General features: G+C 71.8%; 21 protein-coding genes and 1 riboswitch. Of the genes, 16 read left to right on the top strand and 5 right to left on the bottom strand.

Annotation, left to right across the window (positions count from 1 at the left end; translation table 11 throughout):
• Positions 1 to 250 precede the first annotated feature (250 nt).
• The 13 genes from hpnC to B1H29_RS05410 all read left to right on the top strand — a co-directional run bounded on the left by hpnC (position 251) and on the right by B1H29_RS05410 (position 14053).
• Positions 251 to 1153, top strand: a complete 903-nt coding sequence (hpnC, locus tag B1H29_RS05470) for a squalene synthase HpnC (protein WP_055419138.1) — start codon at positions 251 to 253, stop codon at positions 1151 to 1153.
• On the top strand, positions 1150 to 2100 hold the full coding sequence (hpnD, locus tag B1H29_RS05465; RefSeq protein ID WP_055419137.1) for a presqualene diphosphate synthase HpnD: 951 nt from the start codon (positions 1150 to 1152) through the stop codon (positions 2098 to 2100). The genes hpnC and hpnD overlap by 4 nt, the downstream gene beginning before the upstream one ends.
• A complete protein-coding gene (locus B1H29_RS39175) occupies positions 2100 to 2258 on the top strand; it encodes a DUF6380 family protein (protein WP_079160047.1) in 159 nt (52 codons plus the stop codon). Before hpnD ends, B1H29_RS39175 begins: the two co-directional genes overlap by 1 nt.
• Entirely contained in the window at positions 2255 to 3691 is a 1437-nt protein-coding gene (gene hpnE, locus B1H29_RS05455; protein ID WP_055419136.1) for a hydroxysqualene dehydroxylase HpnE, read from the top strand. The genes B1H29_RS39175 and hpnE overlap by 4 nt, the downstream gene beginning before the upstream one ends.
• Before the next feature lie 68 nt (positions 3692 to 3759).
• On the top strand, positions 3760 to 4824 hold the full coding sequence (locus tag B1H29_RS05450; RefSeq protein WP_055419135.1) for a polyprenyl synthetase family protein: 1065 nt from the start codon (positions 3760 to 3762) through the stop codon (positions 4822 to 4824).
• A gap of 118 nt (positions 4825 to 4942) precedes the next feature.
• The gene (shc, locus tag B1H29_RS05445; protein WP_055419134.1) at positions 4943 to 7009 is read left to right on the top strand and encodes a squalene--hopene cyclase; all 2067 of its coding nucleotides are present in this window, start codon (positions 4943 to 4945) and stop codon (positions 7007 to 7009) included.
• Positions 7009 to 7650, top strand: coding sequence for a 1-hydroxy-2-methyl-2-butenyl 4-diphosphate reductase (locus B1H29_RS05440; protein WP_055419133.1), 642 nt, complete (start codon positions 7009 to 7011; stop codon positions 7648 to 7650). The genes shc and B1H29_RS05440 overlap by 1 nt, the downstream gene beginning before the upstream one ends.
• A gap of 6 nt (positions 7651 to 7656) precedes the next feature.
• Entirely contained in the window at positions 7657 to 8679 is a 1023-nt protein-coding gene (gene hpnH / locus B1H29_RS05435) for an adenosyl-hopene transferase HpnH (protein ID WP_055419132.1), read from the top strand.
• Between the two features lie 4 nt (positions 8680 to 8683).
• The gene (gene ispG, locus B1H29_RS05430) at positions 8684 to 9838 is read left to right on the top strand and encodes a flavodoxin-dependent (E)-4-hydroxy-3-methylbut-2-enyl-diphosphate synthase (RefSeq protein ID WP_055419131.1); all 1155 of its coding nucleotides are present in this window, start codon (positions 8684 to 8686) and stop codon (positions 9836 to 9838) included.
• Positions 9839 to 9865: 27 nt separating this feature from the next.
• Positions 9866 to 11806, top strand: coding sequence for a 1-deoxy-D-xylulose-5-phosphate synthase (gene dxs / locus B1H29_RS05425; RefSeq protein WP_055419130.1), 1941 nt, complete (start codon positions 9866 to 9868; stop codon positions 11804 to 11806).
• Complete coding sequence (locus B1H29_RS05420) at positions 11807 to 13192, top strand: aspartate aminotransferase family protein (protein ID WP_055419129.1); 1386 nt, start codon at positions 11807 to 11809, stop codon at positions 13190 to 13192. It begins immediately after the preceding gene.
• 91 nt (positions 13193 to 13283) lie between these two features.
• Positions 13284 to 13934 carry a helix-turn-helix domain-containing protein gene (locus tag B1H29_RS05415; protein ID WP_055419128.1) on the top strand — a complete coding sequence of 217 codons (651 nt, stop codon included), beginning with the start codon at positions 13284 to 13286 and terminating at the stop codon, positions 13932 to 13934.
• Positions 13931 to 14053: a DUF6126 family protein gene (locus B1H29_RS05410; protein ID WP_055419127.1), complete on the top strand. Its 123-nt coding sequence runs from the start codon at positions 13931 to 13933 to the stop codon at positions 14051 to 14053. The genes B1H29_RS05415 and B1H29_RS05410 overlap by 4 nt, the downstream gene beginning before the upstream one ends.
• A 9-nt stretch (positions 14054 to 14062) precedes the next feature.
• Here B1H29_RS05410 and B1H29_RS05405 read toward each other — a convergent pair whose 3' ends face one another.
• A complete protein-coding gene (locus B1H29_RS05405) occupies positions 14063 to 14860 on the bottom strand; it encodes a tyrosine-protein phosphatase (RefSeq protein WP_055419126.1) in 798 nt (265 codons plus the stop codon).
• A gap of 422 nt (positions 14861 to 15282) precedes the next feature.
• Positions 15283 to 15442: riboswitch (cyclic di-AMP (ydaO/yuaA leader) on the top strand.
• A 2-nt stretch (positions 15443 to 15444) separates the two neighbouring features.
• On the opposite strand from B1H29_RS05405, the gene B1H29_RS05400 reads away from it, so the two are divergent.
• Positions 15445 to 16413: a M23 family metallopeptidase gene (locus B1H29_RS05400; protein ID WP_055419125.1), complete on the top strand. Its 969-nt coding sequence runs from the start codon at positions 15445 to 15447 to the stop codon at positions 16411 to 16413.
• A gap of 204 nt (positions 16414 to 16617) precedes the next feature.
• Positions 16618 to 17403: an SGNH/GDSL hydrolase family protein gene (locus tag B1H29_RS05395; protein ID WP_055419124.1), complete on the top strand. Its 786-nt coding sequence runs from the start codon at positions 16618 to 16620 to the stop codon at positions 17401 to 17403.
• 207 nt (positions 17404 to 17610) lie between these two features.
• Here B1H29_RS05395 and B1H29_RS05390 read toward each other — a convergent pair whose 3' ends face one another.
• Complete coding sequence (locus B1H29_RS05390; RefSeq protein WP_055419123.1) at positions 17611 to 18231, bottom strand: TetR/AcrR family transcriptional regulator; 621 nt, start codon at positions 18229 to 18231, stop codon at positions 17611 to 17613.
• Between the two features lie 74 nt (positions 18232 to 18305).
• Positions 18306 to 18890 carry a carboxymuconolactone decarboxylase family protein gene (locus B1H29_RS05385; RefSeq protein ID WP_055419122.1) on the bottom strand — a complete coding sequence of 195 codons (585 nt, stop codon included), beginning with the start codon at positions 18888 to 18890 and terminating at the stop codon, positions 18306 to 18308.
• Positions 18891 to 19058: 168 nt separating this feature from the next.
• Here B1H29_RS05385 and B1H29_RS05380 point away from each other — a divergent pair, with 168 nt between their 5' ends.
• A complete protein-coding gene (locus B1H29_RS05380; protein WP_055419121.1) occupies positions 19059 to 20252 on the top strand; it encodes an MBL fold metallo-hydrolase in 1194 nt (397 codons plus the stop codon).
• 394 nt (positions 20253 to 20646) lie between these two features.
• Here the strand turns inward: B1H29_RS05380 and B1H29_RS05375 are convergent, their stop codons facing one another.
• Entirely contained in the window at positions 20647 to 21333 is a 687-nt protein-coding gene (locus B1H29_RS05375) for a glycosyltransferase family 2 protein (protein ID WP_055419120.1), read from the bottom strand.
• On the bottom strand, positions 21305 to 22774 hold the full coding sequence (locus B1H29_RS05370; RefSeq protein WP_159027783.1) for a B12-binding domain-containing radical SAM protein: 1470 nt from the start codon (positions 22772 to 22774) through the stop codon (positions 21305 to 21307). Before B1H29_RS05370 ends, B1H29_RS05375 begins: the two co-directional genes overlap by 29 nt.
• Between the last annotated feature and the right edge of the window lie 3 nt (positions 22775 to 22777).

The following is a 22777-nucleotide window of genomic DNA, read 5'->3' as shown; positions in this document are numbered from 1 at the left end:
TGTGATGCACGGAGGACCCCGTCGGACCTTCGTGAGTTGTACAACGTAAGCTGTACCGGTCCCGAAACGCGGCACATGGGGCGATAATGCCCGACACCCTCGAGCGGGCCCGCCCCGTGGACGGTCGGGCGGCGTGTCCGAAATAGTGCGCATTGGGTCGACAGTGTAGAACGGGAGATGTGACGGCAATGGCTACGGAAACTCCCCACCTCCGCGAAGCGTGCGCCGTCCCCGCCCAGGGCAGCCCACGATGACGGTCACCCACACGGCGCACGCCGTCGACCCGGAGCGCGGCACCCTCGCCAAGGCCGCGGACGAGAACTTCCCCGTGGCCCCCTTCTTCCTGCCCCGCGACTGGCGCACCGACCTCATGGCCGTGTACGGCTTCGCCCGCCTCGTCGACGACATCGGCGACGGCGACCTGGCCCCCGGCGGCGCCGACGCCCGCCTCCTCGGCGTCCCCGCCGACCGCGCCGAGGACCGGCTGCTGATGCTGGACGCCTTCGAGGACGACCTGCGCAGGGTCTTCGACGGCGCCCCCCGCCACCCGCTGCTGCGCCGCCTCCAGCCGACCGTGCGCCGCCGCTCGCTGGCCCCCGGGCCCTTCCTCGGACTGATCGCCGCCAACCGCCAGGACCAGGTCGTCGCGCGGTACGAGACCTACGACGACCTCCTCGCCTACTGCGAGCTGTCCGCCAACCCGGTCGGGCGGCTCGTCCTCGCCGTCACCGGCACCTCGACGCCCGAGCGGATCCGCCGCTCCGACGCGATCTGCACCGCCCTGCAGATCGTCGAGCACCTCCAGGACGTGGCCGAGGACCTGGGCCGGGACCGCGTCTACCTGCCCGCCGAGGACATGAAGCGCTTCCACGTCCAGGAGACGGATCTCGCCGCGCCCACCGCGAGCGCGTCGGTGCGCGCCCTGGTCGCGTACGAAGCCGGGCGCGCCCGCGATCTGCTGAACGAGGGAGCCCCCCTGGTGGGTAGCGTCCACGGCAGGCTGCGTCTGCTGCTGGCGGGGTTCGTGGCGGGCGGCAGGGCGGCGCTGAGGGCGATCGCCGCCGCCGATCACGACGTACTTCCCGGCCCGCCCAAGCCCGGCAAGGTCCAGTTGCTGCGCGAGGTGGGCGTGACCCTGCGAGGAGAGGGGTGATCGGGACCGTGGAGTCGTCAGAGCACGCGTCGGCACCGGTACTCGCCGCCTACAGCTACTGCGAGGCCGTCACCGGACAGCAGGCCCGCAACTTCGCCTACGGCATCCGGCTCCTGCCGACGCCCAAGCGCCGGGCGATGTCGGCGCTGTACGCGTTCTCGCGCCGCGTCGACGACATCGGCGACGGGGCGCTGGCGGTCGACGTCAAGGTCACCCGGCTCGAGGAGACCCGGGCCGTGCTGGCCCGCATCCACGAGGGCGCGGTCGAGGAGGACGACACCGACCCGGTCGCCGTCGCCCTCGCCCACGCGGCCACGCGGTTCCCGATCCCGCTCGGCGGCCTCGACGAACTCATCGACGGCGTCCAGATGGACGTCCGCGGCGAGACCTACGAGACCTGGGACGACCTGAAGACCTACTGCCGCTGCGTGGCGGGCGCCATCGGACGCCTCTCCCTGGGCGTCTTCGGTACGGAACCGGGGGCCCGCGGCGCCGACCGCGCGCCCGAGTACGCCGACACGCTCGGGCTCGCACTTCAGCTCACCAACATCCTGCGGGACGTCCGTGAGGACGCCGAGGGCGGGCGGACCTACCTGCCCGCCGACGACCTCGCCAAGTTCGGCTGCTCGGCCGGGTTCAGCGGGCCGACGCCACCCGAGGGCTCCGACTTCGCGGGCCTCGTGCACTTCGAGGTGCGTCGGGCCCGCGCCCTCTTCGCCGAGGGCTACCGGCTGCTGCCCATGCTCGACCGGCGCAGCGGCGCCTGCGTGGCCGCCATGGCCGGCATCTACCGCCGCCTCCTGGACCGCATCGAGCGCGACCCCGAGGCCGTGCTGCGCGGCCGGGTCTCGCTCCCCGGACGCGAGAAGGCGTACGTCGCCGTGCGCGGTCTGTCCGGTCTCGACACCCGGCACGTCACCCGGCGGGCCGTCAGGAGGCGCGCCTGATGGACACATCCGGCACACTCGACACGCCGGACCGGGGCGATGCCTCCGGCGAAGAACGGCGGGCAACCCTCCGGTGGCGGTCGGCGTCCCTGACTGAGACGGTCGGCCCTACGCCGTTCAAGCACCACGGCGACCGGACAGGGAAGGGCGCACCATGACCCACGGCAACGGGACGTGCGACGGCGGGCAGCTCGCGGACGTCTCCGCCCTGCGCCCCGGCGGACACGCCGTCGTGGTCGGCGGCGGGCTCGCCGGAGTCACCGCCGCGCTCGCGCTCGCCGACGCCGGGGTGCGCGTGACCCTGCTCGAAGGCCGGCCGCGCCTGGGCGGGCTCGCCTTCTCCTTCCAGCGCGGCGACCTCACCGTCGACAACGGCCAGCACGTGTACCTGCGCTGCTGCACCGCCTACCGCTGGTTCCTCGACCGTATCGGCGGGGCGGCGCTCGCACCCGTGCAGGACCGTCTCGACGTGCCCGTTCTCGACCTGGCCAGGCCCGAGGGGCGGCGGCTCGGCAGACTGCGGCGCGACGCCCTGCCCGTGCCCCTGCACCTGGGGCGCAGCCTCGCGACGTACCCGCACCTCTCGCTCGCCGAGCGCGCCCGGGTCGGCCGGGCCGCGCTCGCGCTCAAGGGGCTCGACCTCGCCGACCCCGCCCTGGACACCCAGGACTTCGGCAGTTGGCTGGCCGCGCACGGTCAGTCGGCGCGCGCCGTCGAGGCCCTGTGGGACCTGGTCGGGATCGCCACCCTCAACGCGGTCGCGGGCGACGCCTCGCTGGGGCTCGCCGCGATGGTGTTCAAGACCGGTCTGCTGTCCGACCCGGGCGCGGCCGACATCGGCTGGGCCCGCGTCCCGCTGGGCGAACTGCACGACCGGCTGGCCCGCGAGGCGCTCGACTCCGCGGGCGTCCGTACCGAGGTCCGTACACGCGTCACCTCCGTCCGTGGACACGAGAACGGCGGCTGGAGCGTTCAGGTTCCCGACGAGACGCTCGACGCGGACGCGGTCGTCCTCGCCGTACCGCAGCGCGAGGCGCACGACCTGCTGCCCGCGGGCGCCCTCGACGCCCCCGGAAACCTTCTGGAGATCGGCACCGCGCCGATCCTCAACATCCACGTGATCTACGACCGCAAGGTGCTCGCCACGCCGTTCCTCACGGCTCTCGGCACGCCGGTCCAGTGGGTGTTCGACCGTACCGAGGCCTCCGGACTGAAGGAGGGTCAGTACCTGGCGCTGTCGCAGTCGACCGCGCAGAACGAGATCGACGAACCCGTGGCCACGTTGCGCGAGCGCTACCTGCCCGAGCTGGAGCGGCTGCTGCCCCGCACCCGGGGCGCCGGGGTCAAGGACTTCTTCGTGACCCGGGAGCGCACCGCGACCTTCGCTCCCGCCCCGGGCGTCGGACGGCTCCGGCCCGGCGCCCGCACCAAGGCACCCGGCCTCTACCTGGCCGGAGCGTGGACCGCCACCGGGTGGCCCGCGACCATGGAGAGTGCGGTGCGCAGCGGTGTCGGGGCGGCGGGCGCCGCGCTCGGCGCCCTGGGCCGGTCCCGCGGCCGCCTTCCCGATTTCTTCGAGGAGGCGGCGTGAAAGCCGATCCGCGGGGGACCGACTTCCGCACTCCCGGTACCGCAACTGGAGGAAAGACTGTGCCCACTGTGCCCCCGGCCCCGAAGGCCGCTCCGAGGACCACGGTGGACGTGACCGCGCTCCTGGAGCGCGGCCGGACCCTGGCCACGCCGGTCCTGCGGGCGGCCGTCGACCGTCTGGCACCGCCCATGGACACCGTCGCCGCCTACCACTTCGGCTGGATCGACGCCCAGGGCAGGCCCGCGGACGGCGACGGCGGCAAGGCCGTCCGTCCCGCGCTCGCGGTGCTCTCCGCCGAGGTCACCGGGGCCGCGCCCGAGACCGGCGTGCCCGGCGCGGTGGCCGTGGAACTGGTGCACAACTTCTCCCTCCTGCACGACGACCTGATGGACGGCGACGAGCAGCGCCGCCACCGCGACACCGTCTGGAAGGTGCACGGCCCCGCCCAGGCCATCCTGGTCGGCGACGCCCTGTTCGCCCTGGCCAACGAGGTGCTGCTGGAGCTCGGCACCGTCGAGGCCGGCCGCGCCACCCGCCGTCTGACCAAGGCATCCCGCGCCCTGATCGACGGTCAGGCCCAGGACATCTCCTACGAGCACCGCGACCGCGTCAGCGTCGAGGAGTGCCTGGAGATGGAGGGCAACAAGACCGGCGCCCTGCTCGCCTGCGCCAGTTCCATCGGCGCGGTGCTCGGCGGCGCCGACGAGCACACCGCCGACACGCTGGAGAAGTACGGCTACCACCTCGGCCTCGCCTTCCAGGCCGTCGACGACCTCCTCGGTATCTGGGGCGACCCGGAATCGACCGGCAAGCAGACCTGGAGCGACCTGCGCCAGCGCAAGAAGTCCCTGCCGGTCGTGGCCGCCCTCGCGGCGCAGGGGACCGCCTCCGAACGCCTCGGCGAGATCCTCACCGCCGACGCCGAGGCCAGTGACTTCGCGAACTTCTCCGAGGAGGAGTTCGCGGCCCGCGCCGCCCTGATCGAGGAGGCGGGCGGGCGGGAGTGGACCGCCGACGAGGCGCGTCGCCAGCACACCATCGCCATCGAGGCCCTCGACGCCGTCGACATGCCCGACCGGGTACGGGACAGGTTCACGGCGCTCGCGGACTTCGTCGTCGTACGAAAGAGATGATCACTATCGGTCGAATAGCCCTCGCGTAGTCGCCGGCCGGTGGCGCGGGCAAGCGCACACCGGCCGACGGCGGACCCACAGCAGAAGCACCGTATGCACACTGCACGAAGGGGAAGCCATGACAGCGACGACCGACGGAAGCACCGGGGCGGCCCCGCCGTTCCGCGCAGCCGCGGCCAGCGAAACAGCCGACATCACCATCCCCGCCGCGGCGGCCGGGGTACCAGAAGCCGCCGCTCGCGCCACCCGGCGCGCCACGGACTTCCTGCTCTCGCGGCAGGACGCCCAGGGCTGGTGGAAGGGCGACCTCGAGACGAACGTCACGATGGACGCCGAGGACCTGCTCCTCCGCCAGTTCCTGGGCATCCTCGACGAGGAGACCACGCGCGCCGCCGCCCTCTTCATCCGCGGCGAGCAGCGCGAGGACGGCACCTGGGCCACCTTCTACGGCGGCCCCGGCGAACTGTCCGCCACCATCGAGGCCTACGTGGCCCTCCGCCTGGCCGGCGACGCGCCCGAGGCGCCGCACATGGCCAGGGCGTCGGAGTGGATCCGGTCCCGGGGCGGCATCGCCGCCGCCCGCGTCTTCACCCGGATCTGGCTCGCCCTGTTCGGCTGGTGGAAGTGGGACGACCTGCCCGAACTCCCGCCCGAGCTGATCTACTTCCCCACCTGGGTGCCGCTCAACATCTACGACTTCGGCTGCTGGGCCCGGCAGACCATCGTGCCGCTCACCATCGTCTCCGCGAAGCGGCCGGTGCGCCCGGCGCCCTTCCCGCTGGACGAACTGCACACCGACCCGGACCTCCCCAACCCCCCGCGGCCACTGGCACCCGCGGCGAGCTGGGACGGCGCCTTCCAGCGCATCGACAAGGCCCTGCACGCCTACCGCAGGGTCGCCCCGCGCCGACTGCGCCGGGCCGCGATGAACACCGCCGCCCGCTGGATCATCGAGCGGCAGGAGAACGACGGCTGCTGGGGCGGCATCCAGCCGCCCGCCGTGTACTCGGTCATCGCCCTGTACCTGCTGGGCTACGACCTCGAACACCCCGTGATGCGGGCGGGGCTGGAGTCGCTGGACCGCTTCGCCGTGTGGCGCGAGGACGGGGCCCGGATGATCGAGGCCTGCCAGTCCCCGGTGTGGGACACCTGCCTCGCCACCATCGCGCTGGCCGACGCCGGGGTGCCCGCCGATCACCCGCAGTTGGTGAAGGCCGCGGACTGGATGCTCGGTGAGCAGATCGTACGCCCCGGCGACTGGTCGGTGAAGCGGCCCGGACTCCCGCCCGGCGGCTGGGCGTTCGAGTTCCACAACGACAACTACCCCGACATCGACGACACCGCCGAGGTGGTCCTCGCCCTGCGCCGGGTCAGCCACCACGACCCGGAGCGGGTGGAGAAGGCCATCGGCCGCGGCGTGCGCTGGAACCTTGGCATGCAGTCCAGGAACGGTGCCTGGGGCGCCTTCGACGTCGACAACACCAGCTCCTTCCCCAACCGGCTGCCGTTCTGCGACTTCGGCGAGGTCATCGACCCGCCGTCCGCGGACGTCACCGCGCACGTCGTCGAGATGCTCGCCGTGGAGGGCCTCGCCCACGACCCGCGCACCCGGCGCGGCATCCGGTGGCTGCTGGACGAACAGGAGCCGGACGGCTCGTGGTTCGGCCGCTGGGGCGTCAACTACGTCTACGGCACCGGCTCCGTCGTCCCCGCCCTGACCGCCGCCGGACTCCCCGCCTCCCACCCCGCGATCCGCCGCGCGGTGACCTGGCTGGAGTCCGTCCAGAACGACGACGGCGGCTGGGGCGAGGACCTGCGCTCCTACCGCTACGTCAGGGAGTGGAGCGGCCGGGGCGCCTCCACCGCCTCACAGACCGCGTGGGCGCTGATGGCCCTGCTCGCCGCGGGGGAGCGGGAGTCCAAGGCGGTCGAACGCGGCGTCGAGTGGCTCGCCGCCACTCAACGGGAGGACGGTTCCTGGGACGAGCCCTACTTCACCGGGACCGGCTTCCCCTGGGACTTCTCCATCAACTACCACCTCTACCGGCAGGTCTTCCCGCTCACCGCGCTGGGCCGCTACGTCCACGGAGAGCCCTTCGCCGAGAAGCCGCGCGCGGCACAGGCCCCCGCCCTCGTCGAGCAGTCGCCGACCGGACCGTCCGCGGCCGAGGTGAAGGGCCGCTGATGAACGCAGAGTCCGGCCCGTTCCCGCTGCTGATCGCCTGCGCGCTCGGCATCGAGCACCTCGCCCTGCGCACCGGCGACCGCGGCGGCGCCGGCGGGCCGGTCACCGTGCTGCGTACGGGCATGGGCCCGAAGGCGGCCGGGCGCTCCGTCGCCCGGGTCCTGGCCGACCCCGCGCTCGGGGACGCCGCCGTGCTGGCCACGGGCTTCTGCGCCGGACTCGCCCCGGGCATGCACCCCGGCGACCTGGTCGTCGCCGAGGAGACCCGGGACCCCCGCGGCACCGTCGCCGGCGTCGGCACGGACCGGCTCGTCAAGGAACTCGCGCGTGCCGTGCCCGGGCGCACCGTCCACACCGGGCCGCTGACCGGCTCGGACCACGTCGTGCGGGGCCCCGAACGCGCCGACCTGCTCGCGACCGGCGCGATCGCCGTCGACATGGAGTCCGCCGCCACGCTACTGAGCGCCGTCCGGGCGGGCGCGCGCCCGGTTGCGGCCGTCCGAGTGGTCGTGGACGCTCCAGAACACGAACTCGTCCGGATCGGTACGGTGCGCGGTGGAATATCGGCCTTCCGCGTCCTTCGATCCGTTCTTCCCGCATTCTTCGAATGGCACCGCTCGTTGCTGCTCCCCCGGAGGTGAGCCCAGATGGCCATGCCCCTGCGCCAGTCCATCAAGGTCGCTACATACCTGGCCGAACAGAAGATTCGCCGACGGGACAAGTTCCCGCTCATCGTGGAGCTGGAGCCGCTCTTCGCCTGCAACCTCAAGTGCGAGGGATGCGGCAAGATCCAGCACCCGGCCGGAGTGCTGAAGCAGCGCATGCCGGTCGCGCAGGCCGTGGGGGCGGTGCTCGAATCGGGAGCGCCGATGGTCTCCATCGCCGGCGGCGAGCCGCTGATGCATCCTCAGATCGACGAGATCGTGCGCCAGTTGGTGGCCAAGCGGAAGTACGTCTTCCTCTGCACCAACGCGCTGCTCATGCGCAAGAAGTTGGACAAGTTCAAGCCCTCGCCGTACTTCGCCTTCGCGGTGCACATCGACGGGCTGCGGGAGCGGCACGACGAGTCCGTGGCGAAGGAGGGCGTGTTCGACGAGGCCGTGGAGGCCATCAAGGAGGCCAAGCGACGCGGCTTCCGGGTGACCACCAACTCGACCTTCTTCAACACCGACACCCCGCAGACCATCGTCGAGGTCCTCAACTTCCTCAACGACGACCTCAAGGTCGACGAGATGATGATCTCGCCCGCCTACGCCTACGAGAAGGCCCCCGACCAGGAGCACTTCCTGGGCGTGGAGCAGACCCGCGAGCTGTTCAAGAAGGCGTTCTCGGGCGGCAACCGGGCCCGCTGGCGGCTCAACCACTCCCCGCTGTTCCTCGACTTCCTCGAGGGCAAGGTCGACTTCCCGTGCACCGCGTGGGCGATCCCGAACTACTCCCTCTTCGGCTGGCAGCGCCCCTGCTACCTGATGAGCGACGGGTACGTCCCGACGTACCGGGAGCTGATCGAGGACACCGACTGGGACAAGTACGGCCGCGGCAAGGACCCGCGCTGCGCCAACTGCATGGCGCACTGCGGCTACGAGCCCACCGCCGTCCTGGCCACCATGGGCTCCCTCAAGGAGTCCCTGCGCGCCATGCGCGAGACCGTCTCCTCGAACCGGGAGTGACGGTATGACCGCCATCCCGCTGGGCGTTCCCGAGGTACCGGTCCGGCCGATCGCCGAGCGACGCGTGTCGCGACGGATCGAGGTCGGGCCGGTCCCGGTCGGGGGCGGGGCCCCGGTGTCGGTGCAGTCCATGACCACGACGCGTACGTCCGACATCGGCGCGACGCTCCAGCAGATCGCCGAGCTGACGGCGTCCGGCTGCCAGATCGTGCGGGTGGCCTGCCCGACGCAGGACGACGCGGACGCCCTCGCGGTGATCGCGCGCAAGTCGCAGATCCCGGTGATCGCGGACATCCACTTCCAGCCCAAGTACGTGTTCGCCGCGATCGAGGCGGGCTGTGCGGCGGTCCGGGTGAACCCCGGCAACATCAAGCAGTTCGACGACAAGGTCAAGGAGATCGCCAAGGCGGCGAAGGACCACGGCACCCCGATCCGCATCGGCGTGAACGCGGGGTCGCTGGACCGGCGTCTGCTCCAGAAGTACGGCAAGGCGACGCCCGAGGCGCTGGCGGAGTCCGCGCTGTGGGAGGCGTCGCTCTTCGAGGAGCACGGCTTCCGGGACATCAAGATCTCCGTCAAGCACAACGACCCGGTCGTCATGGTCGAGGCCTACCGGCAGCTCGCCGCCCGGTGCGACTACCCGCTGCACCTCGGTGTCACCGAGGCCGGGCCCGCCTTCCAGGGCACCATCAAGTCGGCCGTCGCCTTCGGCGCGCTGCTCTCCCAGGGCATCGGCGACACCATCCGCGTCTCCCTGTCGGCCCCGCCGGTCGAGGAGATCAAGGTCGGCATCCAGATCCTGGAGTCGCTGAACCTGCGCCGGCGCGGCCTGGAGATCGTCTCCTGCCCGTCCTGCGGCCGCGCCCAGGTCGACGTCTACAAGCTGGCCGAGGAGGTCACCGCCGGCCTGGAGGGCATGGACGTCCCGCTGCGCGTCGCCGTCATGGGCTGTGTCGTCAACGGTCCCGGCGAGGCCCGCGAGGCCGACCTCGGCGTCGCCTCCGGCAACGGCAAGGGCCAGATCTTCGTCAAGGGCGAGGTCGTCAAGACCGTCCCCGAGTCCAAGATCGTGGAGACCCTCATCGAGGAGGCCATGAAGATCGCCGAGCAGATGGAGAAGGACGGCGCGGCGGGGGAGCCGGCCGTCACCGTGAGCTGAACAGCACGGACCGAAGGGGGCCCGAGCGTGACGATTCTGGAGACCATCCGGGGACCACGCGACGTGAAGGCGCTGTCCGAGGCGGAACTCGGCGAACTGTCCGACGAGATACGTGACTTCCTGGTGCACGCGGTCGCCCGCACCGGCGGGCACCTCGGACCCAACCTGGGCGTGGTGGAACTGACCGTCGCCCTGCACCGGGTCTTCGAGTCACCGGCCGACCGCATCCTGTGGGACACCGGCCACCAGAGCTACGTGCACAAGCTGCTGACGGGGCGCCAGGACTTCTCCAAGCTGCGAGGGAAGGGCGGGCTCTCCGGCTATCCCTCGCGCGAGGAGTCCGAGCACGACGTCATCGAGAACAGCCACGCCTCCACCGTCCTCGGCTGGGCCGACGGCCTCGCCAAGGCGCGCCAGGTGCGGAGGGAGCGGGGCCACGTCGTCGCCGTCATCGGTGACGGCGCGCTGACGGGCGGCATGGCCTGGGAGGCGCTGAACAACATCGCGGCCGCCCGGGACCGGCCGCTGATCATCGTCGTCAACGACAACGAGCGCTCGTACGCCCCGACCATCGGCGGCCTCGCCAACCACCTCGCGACGCTCCGTACGACCGACGGCTACGAGCGGATACTGGCCTGGGGCAAGGACGTGCTCCAGCGCACCCCCGTGGTCGGCGGCACCCTCTACGAGGCCCTGCACGGCGCCAAGAAGGGCTTCAAGGACGCCTTCGCGCCGCAGGGACTCTTCGAGGACCTGGGTATGAAGTACGTCGGCCCGATCGACGGGCACGACATCGGGGCCGTCGAGTCGGCGCTGCGGCGCGCGAAACGCTTCCACGGACCGGTGCTGGTGCACTGCCTCACGCAGAAGGGCCGCGGCTACGAGCCCGCCCTGCGCGACGAGGAGGACCACTTCCACACCGTCGGCGTGATGGACCCGCTCACCTGCGCGCCGCTCAGCCCCTCGAACGGGCCGTCCTGGACCTCCGTGTTCGGCGAGGAGATCGTCCGGATCGGTGAGGAGCGCGACGACGTCGTGGCGATCACCGCGGCCATGCTGCACCCGGTCGGTCTCGCCGCCTTCGCCGAGCGCTTCCCCGACCGGGTGTGGGACGTCGGCATCGCGGAGCAGCACGCCGCCGTGTCCGCGGCCGGCCTCGCCACCGGCGGCCTCCACCCGGTCGTCGCCGTCTACGCCACCTTCCTCAACCGCGCCTTCGACCAACTGCTGATGGACGTGGCCCTGCACCGCTGCGGCGTCACCTTCGTCCTGGACCGGGCGGGCGTCACCGGCGCCGACGGCCCCTCGCACAACGGCATGTGGGACATGTCCGTCCTCCAGGTCGTCCCGGGGCTGCGCATCGCCGCCCCGCGCGACGCCGACCAACTCCGCGCCCAACTGCGCGAGGCGGTCGCCGTCGACGACGCGCCGACGCTGGTGCGCTTCCCCAAGGAGTCCGTCACACCCGCCGTGCCGGCCGTCGACCGGGTCGGCGGCATGGACGTCCTGCACACGGCCGACCGGCCCGAGGTGTTGCTGGTGGCGGTCGGCGTGATGGCGCCCGTCTGCCTCCGGGCCGCCGAGCTGCTCGAAGCCCGCGGCACCGGATGCACCGTCGTGGACCCGCGCTGGGTCAAGCCCGTCGACCCGGCGCTCGCCCCCCTGGCGGTGCGGCACCGCCTGGTGGCCGTCGTCGAGGACAACAGCCGCGCCGCCGGGGTCGGTTCGGCGGTGGCGCTGGCACTGGGCGACGCCGGGATCGACCTACCCGTACGCCGGTTCGGCATCCCGGAGCAGTTCCTCGCGCACGCCAAGCGCGCCGAGGTGCTCGCCGACATCGGTCTCACCCCGGTCGAGATCGCCGGCCGGATCAGCGCGAGCCTGGCCGTGGAGGAGCATGCCGCGGCACCCGGCGCGGAACAGACCGGGAGCGGACGGACCGTCATGCCAGTGCAAGGAGAGAACTGAATGACCAAGGAGTTCGACCTCGCCGCGCTCTTGGCCGAGCGCGGAGCCGAGCGCTACGAGCTGCACGCCAGGCACCTCAACCACCAGCTCCCGCGCATGCTGCGCACCATCGGCTTCGACAAGGTCTACGAGCGGGCCGAGGGCGCGCACTTCTGGGACGCGGACGGCAACGACTACCTGGACATGCTCGCCGGGTTCGCGGTGATGGGCCTGGGGCGCCACCACCCTGTCGTACGCAAGGCGCTGCACGACGTCCTCGACGCCTCGCTGGCCGATCTGACCCGCTTCGACTGCCCACCGCTGCCCGGACTGCTGGCCGAGAGGCTGCTCTCCTACAGCCCGCACCTGGACCGGGTCTTCTTCGGCAACAGCGGTACGGAGGCGGTCGAGACCGCGCTGAAGTTCGCCCGGTACGCGACCGGCAGGCCGAGGATCCTGTACTGCTCGCACGCCTTCCACGGGCTGACCACCGGCTCGCTGTCCGTCAACGGCGAGGACGGCTTCCGCGACGGCTTCGCCCCGCTGCTGCCCGACACCGCCCTCCCGCTCGGCGACCTGGACGCCCTGGCCCGGGAGCTGAAGCGGGGCGACGTGGCCGCGCTGATCGTCGAGCCGATCCAGGGCAAGGGTGTGCACGAGGCCCCGCCCGGTTATCTGCGCGCCGCACAGGAGCTGCTGCACCGGCACAAGGCGCTGCTGATCGCCGACGAGGTGCAGACGGGCCTCGGCCGGACCGGTAAGTTCTACGCCTTCCAGCACGAGGACGGCGTGGAGCCCGACCTGGTGTGCGTCGCCAAGGCGCTGTCCGGCGGATACGTGCCGGTGGGGGCCACGCTGGGCAAGGACTGGATCTTCCAGAAGGTGTTCTCGTCGATGGACCGGGTTCAGGTCCACTCGGCGAGCTTCGGGTCCAACGCGCAGGCCATGGCGGCCGGGCTCGCCGTGCTGTCGGTGATGGAGAACGAGGAGATCGTCGCGAACGCCGCCGCGGTGGGGGAGCGGCTGAAGTCCCGGCTGGCGGAGCTGGTGGACCGCTACGAGCTGCTCGCCGGCGTCCGGGGGCGGGGGCTGATGATCGGCATCGAGTTCGGCCGGCCGAGATCGCTGAGGCTGCGCAGCCGCTGGACGATGCTGCAGACCGCGCGCAAGGGTCTGTTCGCGCAGATGGTGGTGGTGCCGCTGCTGCAACGGCACCGGATCCTGACGCAGGTGTCCGGCGACCACCTGGAGGTGATCAAACTGATCCCGCCGCTGATCATCGACACGGCGGACGCGGACCGGTTCGTCGACGCCTTCACCGAGGTGATGGACGACGCGCACAACGGCGGCGGCCTGCTGTGGGACTTCGGGAAGACCCTGGTCAGGCAGGCGGTGGCCAATCGTTAGGAGTCACCGGCCGCCGCCTTCGGCCGCGTGCCGTCTTTGCCTCTGAGGCAAGAAAATTGCCCAGCGGGCAAGTTTCGGGCTGAATGGAGGCATGACCTCTCCTGAGACCGGTCCGCCGTCGCCGGACGCGCCGGCGGACGCGGTGTCCGTCGTGGCGCCCCAGTTGCGTGCCCTGCGGCGCCGGGCCGCCCTCACCCTGGAGACGGCGGCCGGTGCGGCCGGGCTGTCGCCCGCCCACCTCTCCCGCCTGGAGACCGGGCAGCGCCAGCCCTCACTGCCGATGCTGCTCTCCCTCGCCCGGGTCTACGGTACGACCGTCTCGGAGCTGCTCGGCGAGACGGCCGCCGACCGGGACGCCGTCGTGCGCGCCGACGCCATGGAGCCGACCTTCGCGGGCGGCTGGACGTACTGGCAGGCCGGCGGCGCCGGTCGCGGTATGCAGGCCCTGCGGGTCCGTGTGCCGCACGGCTCGCAGGGCGACATCGTGCGGGTGCACCCCGGCGAGGAGTGGCTGTACGTGTTGCGGGGCCGGCTGCGGCTGCGCCTCGGGGACACCGTGCACCCGCTGGGTCCGGGCGACGGCGCGCACTTCGACTCGCTGACCCCGCACCGGATCGCCGCCCAGGACGCCGACGGGGTCGAGCTCCTCTTCGTCCACACCCTGCTGCAGAGCCCGACGGCCGCACTGTGCCTGGGACCGGCCACCACGCCGGTCCACCCCGCCCCCGGAGGAACGCCATGAACCTGCAGGAGAAGTTCCCGCGCGCCCTGTGGGTGCGGCTCTTCATCTACCTCATCGTGGGGCACGTCTTCGCGGCCTTCATCTACCTGCTCTTCGAGGTCGGCGCCAACAGCCGGTGAGCCGGTGGCTCAGTCCAGCATCCGCTCGCGCAGCCGCTCCCGGGTCTCCGGGGTGACCCGCAGGCCCTTCTCCAGGTAGGCGTCGACTCCGCCCCAGGTCTCCTCGACGGTCTCGAAGGCCGCCGCCAGGTACTCGGCGCGCGCATCGAAGAGGGGGCTGAGCAGCTCCATGACCTCGGGGGAGTAGGCCGAGGCGGCGGAGCCGCTGCGGCGCACCTTGTAGCGGCGGTGCGCGGCGTTCGACTTGAGGTAGTCGTCGACGACGGCCTCGCGCTCGACGCCCAGGGCGAGCAGGGTGACCGCGATCGACAGGCCCGCGCGGTCCTTGCCGGCCGCGCAGTGCATCAGGGCGGGGACGCTGTCCTCGGCGAGCGCGTGCAGTACCCGGGAGTGCTCCGCCGTGCGCTCCTTGATGATCATGCGGTAGGACTCGATCATCCGGTTCACGCCCTTGCCGTCCGCCAGGATCCCGCGTAGCTGGTCGAGGTCGCCGTCGCGGACCATCTTCCAGAACTCGGCGCCGTCGGCCGGATCGCTCAGCGGCAGGTTCACGTTGCGTACACCCGGCAGCTCGACGTCCGGGCCGTCGAGCTTCTGGTCGGCGGCGTTGCGGAAGTCGAAGACGGTGTGCAGGCCCAGCGAGGCCAGGAACGCGGCGTCCTCCCCGGTGGCGTGCGCGAGGTGACCACTGCGGAACAGCACGCCCTGTCGCACCCGCCGCCCGTCGACGGTCGGCAGTCCGCCCACGTCACGGAAGTTGCGCACGCCGGCCAGCTCGGGTTCGGTCGACGGGACCTGCTGCGTCACGGGGGCTCCTCCCACTCCGCCCCGCCGGCGCTGCTCGCCGACGGGCACCACTCGACGATACGGCACGACCCCGGGGCCCAGGGGGCGAAGTCGCCCGACTGCGACACTTCTGCGCCTTCTGTCCGAATCGGCACCTTCATTCCAACTAGCGCTGTAATAAAAGGGACTGGGGAGGCGTCGCGTGAGCAGCGTCATATACGTGACCGTGCGTTGCTCGTCATGCTCACGTAATCCAGCCGGTTTTCCAGGCTGTTCGCCTGAAAAGCGCCCCGTGAATCGACGGAGGGTGACCGGTGATTCCCGTAAAGGATCAATCGGGACACCCGCCGACGGAACCCCTCGCTTGTCCCTGTGCGTCTTGGTCCCTTACGTTCACCACCGATCCGGACGGACGCCTAATCCTGCCGCCGACCGGAGCCAGCACTCATCCACCACCCGTACACGGCAGGAGCGGGGGACCCACAGGTACAACCGCCTGTTCCGGTTCCCGGAACGGCTTGGGGTAAAGCCGCGTCTCGGCGCGGCCGGGCATCTCCAGCTCGCACCCGACAGCTCACCTCGTAGGCGCCGGAGAGGAATTCGCCATGCCCGCGAAGGGTAAGCACCGCCGTACCAGGGCCATGCGCCTGACCCGCACCATCGCCGTCGCCGGAACCGGTGGCGCCGCGCTCGCGCTCCCGCTGATGGGTGCCGCCAGCGCCCAGGCCGCTCCCGCGCAGTCCGTTTCCGAGCAGGCCGTGCACTCCATACCGACGGCCGCGAAGAAGGCCGCCGGCGGCAGCGCCGAGAAGAACTCGGACTCGCGGACGTACACCGTCAAGAGCGGTGACTACCTCTCGAAGATCGCCGACGAGCAGGACGTCGACGGCGGCTGGAAGAAGCTGTACTCGGACAACCGCGAGGCCGTCGGCTCGGACCCGTCGCTGATCCACCCGGGCCTGAAGCTCTCGATCGGCGAGCGGGCCGCCGAGTCCGCCCCGTCGTCCTCCGCCGAGTCGGAGAAGCCGGCGGCCGAGAAGCCCGCCGCGCCCGAGAAGCCGTCCGCCGAGAAGTCGGAGTCCGCCGAGAAGTCGTCGGACGCCGCGAAGACCTCCTCCTCCTCCTCGGACTCCTCGGACACGAGCGCCCAGTCCGCCGGCACCACCAGCGGCTTCACCTCGCCCGTCCCGGGCGGCGCCGTCGGTACCCCGTACCACCAGACGGGCAGCATGTGGTCCAGCGGTTACCACACCGGCACGGACTTCGTCGTCCCGACCGGCACCTCGCTCAAGGCCGTCGGCGCGGGCACCGTCGTCTCCGCCGGCTGGGGCGGCGCGTACGGCAACCAGGTCGTCATCCAGCTCGCCGACGGCCACTACGCCCAGTACGCCCACCTGTCCTCGCTCTCCGTCTCCGCCGGTCAGTCCGTGACGGCGGGTCAGCAGGTCGGCCTCTCGGGCGCCACCGGCAACGTGACCGGCCCGCACCTGCACTTCGAGATCCGCACCACGCCGGACTACGGCTCGGACGTGGACCCGATCGCGTACCTGCGCTCGCACGGCGTCTCCCTCTGACGAGGGTTTCGCGCGCAGTTCCCGCGCCACCGAAGGCCGGACCCCGATCCCCGGGTCCGGCCTTCGGCGTATTCCGGAATTGACGAACACTTTAGGCGTGGTCTTTCTCACCGACCGTCAAGCCGTTCCTACGGTCGCGTAGGTCACATTCAAGGTGAATCATGGGCCGACGTGGCAGACGATTCGAAGAGTGACAGCAGAGAAGTGATCGGGTCGTACGTGGCGGTGGGGGACAGCTTCACCGAGGGCGTCGGCGACCCCGGCCCCGACGGGGCGTTCGTCGGCTGGGCCGACCGGTTCGCCGTGCTGCTGGCCGACCGGCGCCCCGAGGGCGACTTCAGGTACACGAACCTCGCCGTGCGCGGCAGGCTCCTCGACCAGATCGTGGCGGAACAGGTCCCGCGGGTCGCCCGACTCGCGCCCGACCTGGTCTCGTTCGCGGCGGGCGGCAACGACATCATCCGGCCCGGTACCGATCCGGACGAGGTGGCCGAGCGGTTCGAGCGTGCGGTGGCCGCGCTGACCGCCGCGGCCGGCACCGTCCTGGTGACCACCGGCTTCGACACCCGCGGGGTGCCCGTCCTCAGGCATCTGCGCGGAAAGATCGCCACGTACAACGGTCACGTCCGGGCCGTCGCCGACCGCTACGGCTGCCCGGTGCTCGACCTGTGGTCGCTCCGGAGCGTCCAGGACCGCAGGGCGTGGGACGCCGACCGGCTGCACCTGTCGCCGGAGGGCCACACGCGCGTGGCGCTGCGCGCGGGCCAGGCCCTCGGCCTGCGCGTCCCGGCCGACCCGGACCAGCCCTGGCCGCCGCTGCCGCCCCGCGGCACCCTGGGCGTCCGGCGCGACGACGTGCACTGGGCACGCGAGTACCTGGTGCCGTGGATCGGACGCCGGCTGCGCGGCGAGTCCTCCGGCGACCACGTGATCGCCAAGGGGGCGCTGTCGCCGGACGACATCAAGGTGCGGATCGCGGCGGTGGCCTGACAGGGGGGGGCACGGGCGGTCGGCGCGGTGCGCGTGGTCCGTGCCGGCCGTCGCCCCGCCGTCGTCGCCGAGGCCGTGCGCGCGGCACCTCGCGGGCTGTCGCGCCGGGGCCGGAGCGCGGACGAGGTCCGGGCGGTGGAACGCCGCGGGGCCGGGCGTCGGCACCACCTGGTCGCGGGTCGGGTCCCGGCCCGTGGGCGCGGGACCCTAGGGGCGCTGTGTGGTCAACGCCTCCCGTTCCAGGCCCAGTTCCCGGGCGAGCGCCTCGTCCATCCACGCGTGGGCCCGGGCCCGTGACACCGCGCCCGCGTACGACGTCAGTTGCACGGCCAGCCCGTCGAGCAGGGCGGTCAGGCGGAGGGCGGCGCCTTCGGGGTCCGGGCACGGGAACTCCCCGGCGGCCACGCCCTCGGCGACCACCTCGGCGATCGCCGCCTTCCACTGACGGTCCAGCTCCCGCGTGACCTCCCGCAGCGCGGGCTCCCGCAACGCCACCGCCCAGCCCTCGATCCACAGCCGCCAGCCCTTGGCCTGCCCGGTCGGGGCGTACCACCGCACGGCCGCCCGCAGCCGGCGCAGCGCCGACGTGCGTCGGCCGAGCAGTTTGCGCAGGTGGGCGAGGTCGTCCTCGGCGGCGTAGGTGAACGCGGCCGCGACCAGCTTCTCCTTCGTGGAGAAGTGGTAGAGCACCAGCGCGTTGCTGACACCGAGCGTGGCGGCCACGTCGGCGATGCGCAGCGCGGCCACGCCCCGCACCGATATCTGCTCGATGGCCGCGCGCAGCAGCTCCTCGCGCCGCTCCGTCACACTCAACCGGACTCTCCCCACGCCCGTCACCCTATACAGGCGCCCGGACAGGGCCGGACGCACCGTGCGGCGACGGCCGCTCCCGGCCCGGTGGCTCAGTCCGTCGTGGCGGCGGCCGCGGCCGCGGGGCCCGCGTCGGGCAGGTCGCAGGAGTCCTTGAAGCCCTGGCTGGTGAGGTCGAGCGCCGCGTTGATCCGGGAGCGCAGGTTCTCCACCGCGACCATGGCCGTCAGCTCCACGAACGCGGGCTCGCCCAGCCGGGCCCGCAGCCGCCCGGCGAGGTCGTCGCCGACGGCGGGCGGGGTCGCCGTCACCGCCTCCGCGTACTCCATGACGTCCCGCTCCAGCGGTGTGTAGGCGTCGCTCTCCCGCCACACCGGCACGTCGTGCAACTTGCGCCGGTCCATGCCGCGCTCGGCGTTCTCCCAGTAGCCGAAGTCCATGCACCAGGAGCAGCCGATCGAGGCCGCCGAGGCCAGCACGGCGAGCGCCTTCAGGTCGGGGTCCAGCCTGTTCCACTTGGCCACCGACTGCTCGAACCGCAGGTCGCTCCAGAGCACGCGGGGGTTGTGGGCGAGCGCCTTGCCGGGGTCGAGAACCTTGCCGTAGGTGCGCCGGGAGTACCGCTCCATGACGCGGAGGAGGAGCGTCCGGGGCGGGGTGAGGGATACGCGGGCCATGAGGGCCACCTTCCGGTCCGTCGGTCGTGCCTTCGTCTTCCGGGCGCTCTCGCGGGGGCGCCCTCACCGGTACGACGGGCGGAAGGAACACGGATGTGACATCCGTCGTTCGAGGTGATGTCGGACGAGACGATAATGAGAGCCTGACCTACTCCACCTGGAGGTACCGTGGCCGGTTTCCGTTCCCCGAGCGCCGGGCTCCGCATGCCGCGGCCCGCGGCCTTCGGCGCGGACCCGAGCGGTGAGCGCATGGCGCGTATCCGCAGATCGCCGCACTTCGGTGACGGCGTCTTCCAGAATCCCGGGGGCACCGCCCGGACCCGGCCCTCCGGATCGGCCCGCGAGTTCGCCAAGATCTACTTCGACCGGGAGGCGAGGCTCCGCCGCGCTCCCCGGGGCCCGGTCCCGGTGCACGCCACCACGCTCGCCGACCTCGCCCGGCCGCCCGCCACCGGGCTGCGGCTGACCTGGATGGGGCACTCCAGCGTGCTCGCCGAGATCGACGGACAGCGGGTGCTCTTCGACCCCGTCTGGGGCGAGCGCTGCTCCCCGTTCTCCTTCGCCGGTCCCAAGCGGCTGCATCCGGTCCCGGTGCCGCTGGCGGCCCTGGGCCCGGTCGACGTCGTCGTCATCTCGCACGACCACTACGACCACCTGGACATGCCCACGATCAAGGCGCTGGCCGGCACGGACACCGTGTTCGCCGTGCCGCTCGGCGTCGGCGCCCACCTCGAACACTGGGGCGTGTCCGCCGGCCGGCTGCGCGAACTGGACTGGCACGAGTCGACGCGCGTCGGCGGGCTCACCCTGACCGCCACCCCGGCCCGGCACTTCTGCGGGCGCGGGCTGCGCAACACCCAGCACACCCTCTGGGCGTCCTGGGTCGTCGCCGGTGACGAACACCGCGTCTACCACAGCGGGGACACCGGATACTTCGACGGCTTCCGGGACATCGGCGCCGCGCACGGCCCGTTCGACGCCACGATGATCCAGCTCGGGGCGTACGCCGAGTTCTGGCCGGACATCCACATGACGCCTGCGCAGGCGGTTCAGGCCCACCTTGACCTGCAGGGAGGCGGTCCGGGCGGTGCCCTGCTGCCGATTCACTGGGGCACCTTCAACCTGGCGCCGCACGCGTGGGCGGAGCCGGGGGAGTGGACGAAGGACGCGGCTGAGGAGGCTGGCCAGGCGGCGGCGTTCCCGCGGCCGGGCGAGCCGTTCGAGCCGGCGGGGGAGCTGCCAGTGGGGCCGTGGTGGCGGGCGGTGTCCGGTCCGCTCGCGCACCCGTGGCGCCGCCCCCGGGGTGCTGAAGGCATGGCTGAGACGAGCAAGGGTGATCTCGACCTCGCTGGTGAGCGGTGAGGCCGGTCGGGGACGAGCTGGGGGAGATGGCCCGGACGCCGGAGCGTCTCCCGGCTGAGGCGCGTGACGGTGTGGTCCGGGCCTCGGACGGGGCGGCCCAGGGCGGAGCGTCAAGCTCCTGCTCAGCGATTCAGGCCGTTGCCGTCCTTGGCGGGTCTGTCTCGCGTTGTCGTTGAAACACGCGTCGTGAAGCGCTGAGCCACCGGCGGAGGGCCCGGTTGTCAGTCGTGCCGTCTACCGTGTCGCCCAGGCGAACTGACGGTGAAGACCGTGTGCTCGAGAGGGACACAGGCGAAGAGGGCCCGAAATCGGGGCAGCAGCGGCACAGGAAGGCGTCTTTCCAGGACATACGACGCGACGGTGCCGTTGCACCCGCCGCGGCTGGGTGCGAACTCTACGTGGGACACCGTGTGCAGTTGCCGTGGTCCCACGGCAGGAGGTGATGATGACGCAGGACGGCGGCGCTCACCTGTTCGGCCATCTGCCGATAGGTACCCAGATGTCGGCGGCGGTGGGTGACGTGTGGTGCGGGCCGTTCGGGGACCTCCCCGGCTCGGTCGAGCGCGGCCAGGGTCAGAGCGACGTCGAAGCCCCAGTCCCCCGGGAGGTGGAGGTCCAGAACGAAGTCGCGATCCAGCGCCATCAGGCCGCCCAGCGGTTCGCGGGTGCCGTGGACTCCCAGCAGGTGGAGCAGGGGCGATGCGGTGAGGGTGGTGACGGGGGCGTCGTGCGGGCTGCGTTGCAGGTCGAGGCGGCCCAGTGGCAGGCCGCGGTGCCGGACCTCGGCGAGCAGGTCCGCCACGGACATCCGGTCCAGCCCGTTGATGTCGGCGTCACAGAGCATCACGAACTCGCCGGTGCACGACTTCATGGCGGCCGTCGCGGCGAACCCCTTGCCGACTCGTCCCACATGGACGACCTCGTCGGCGCCGGCGACCTTCGCCGTCTCCGCGGTTCCGTCGTCGCTCGCGTTGTCGGCGACCACGATCCGCGCGTCCGCGCCGTGGGTGTCTCGCAGGTCGGCGATGACGGTCCCGATCCGCTGCGACTCATTACGTGCGGGGATGACGAACTCGAACATTTTCCCCCATACCGTGGATGGATTTGTTCTGCTGGTGGAACTCGGGGACCGCGACTACTTCCTCCATCGATCCGGCGAGCGCCGCGGCCGCTGGGGCGTCGAGGTTCAGGAAGGCGTCCTCAAGGCTTCGTATCGTGGCGAGGGGCAGGCCGGGCTGGGTGCGCTGGAGGTGTACTTCCAGGCGGAGCCACCATGAGTAGCGCTGGGCGAAGGCCCAGTCGAAGGCCGTACGGCCGTAGTGCTTCATGAGCGCCTCGCCGAGCGGTGCGCCGGGGTAGGGGTAGGCGGGATCGGGTGGGTAGTCCCAGTCGTCGGTGTCGTCCTGCTCGTAGATGTCGAGATAGTCGACGGTGCGCAGGTTGAGCCGGTTGAAGCGTACGACGGGCAGTGCCGCCCGTGCGGTGTCGATGCCGCGTTCACAGCGCTCCAGGTGCTGGCGTCGGCCGATCTCCTTGGCCAGGGAGTCGGACACGACGTCCACGCCGAGTTCGGCGTAGACACAGCCGGCCTGTGCCAGGGCGTCGGTCATCGCCGAGGACATCAGATCGGCGCGGCCCTGAAAACCGAAGGACAGGGGCAGACGGGCGAGCTGGGCGAGCAGCGCTCGCAGGTCGGGACCGGGGACGTTGAACGTCTCGTCGATGAAGAAGACGTAGTCCACGCCTCGGTCGACCAGCTCACGCAGCTCGGCGGAAAGACGTTGCAGTGGTCTCCGGGCGAAGCGGTCGCGTACCGGTCCTTTGGCGCAGTAGGCACACGTCCAGGGGCACCCGCGGGATGACTCCAGAAGCGCACCGGAGACGAGGGGGGTGAGGCGGCGGCGTTCCTCGTCGGTGACGCACCACATGTGGGGGGCGTACGTGAGGGATCGGTCGAAGTGGGTGAAGGCGGCCGTGGGTAGCTGTGCCGGGTGGAGTACCGCGATGCCGGCGTCCGGCGGCGGTCCGGCGCCGGCCCGGGAGCGGATGTGCAGGTGGCGGGAGCCTCGGTCGAGACCGTGGCCGAGCAGGGGTGCCAGGTCTCGTTCGAAGGCTCCCCTCCAGCACGCGTCGGCACCGGTGTGCTCGAGCGTCCAGTCGGGGGTGAAAGTGGGATGGGGGCCGATGAGGACGACGGGACAGTCCGCGGCCTGCCGAACTGCCGTCACCGCGGTGGCGACCGCGTCCACCGACATGGGTGGACACCTCCAGTACAGCAGGGAGGGGGTGGTGGTCACGACGACGCAGGTGGGCGCGAACTCGGCCACCTGCTCGGACAGGTCGCCAGGCCCGGCCCCGGCGGCGTAGCCGTCGAAAATGCGTATCTCCGCGGTGCCGCTCGACGCGCCTGCCAGATAGGCGAACTCCAGGGGCATGCCGGGCGGTGGGTGGAGGGTGTCCACGGGGAGGGGTGAGCGGTCCCAGGCCCAGTTGGGCGTTGCCAGGAGGGTGCGCGGTCGCATAGT

This window comes from Streptomyces pactum (assembly GCF_002005225.1).
In the GTDB taxonomy this organism is placed as follows: domain Bacteria; phylum Actinomycetota; class Actinomycetes; order Streptomycetales; family Streptomycetaceae; genus Streptomyces; species Streptomyces pactum_A.
The sequence above is the reverse complement of the archived record's forward strand: the minus strand, read 5'-3'. Positions and strand labels throughout refer to the sequence as shown.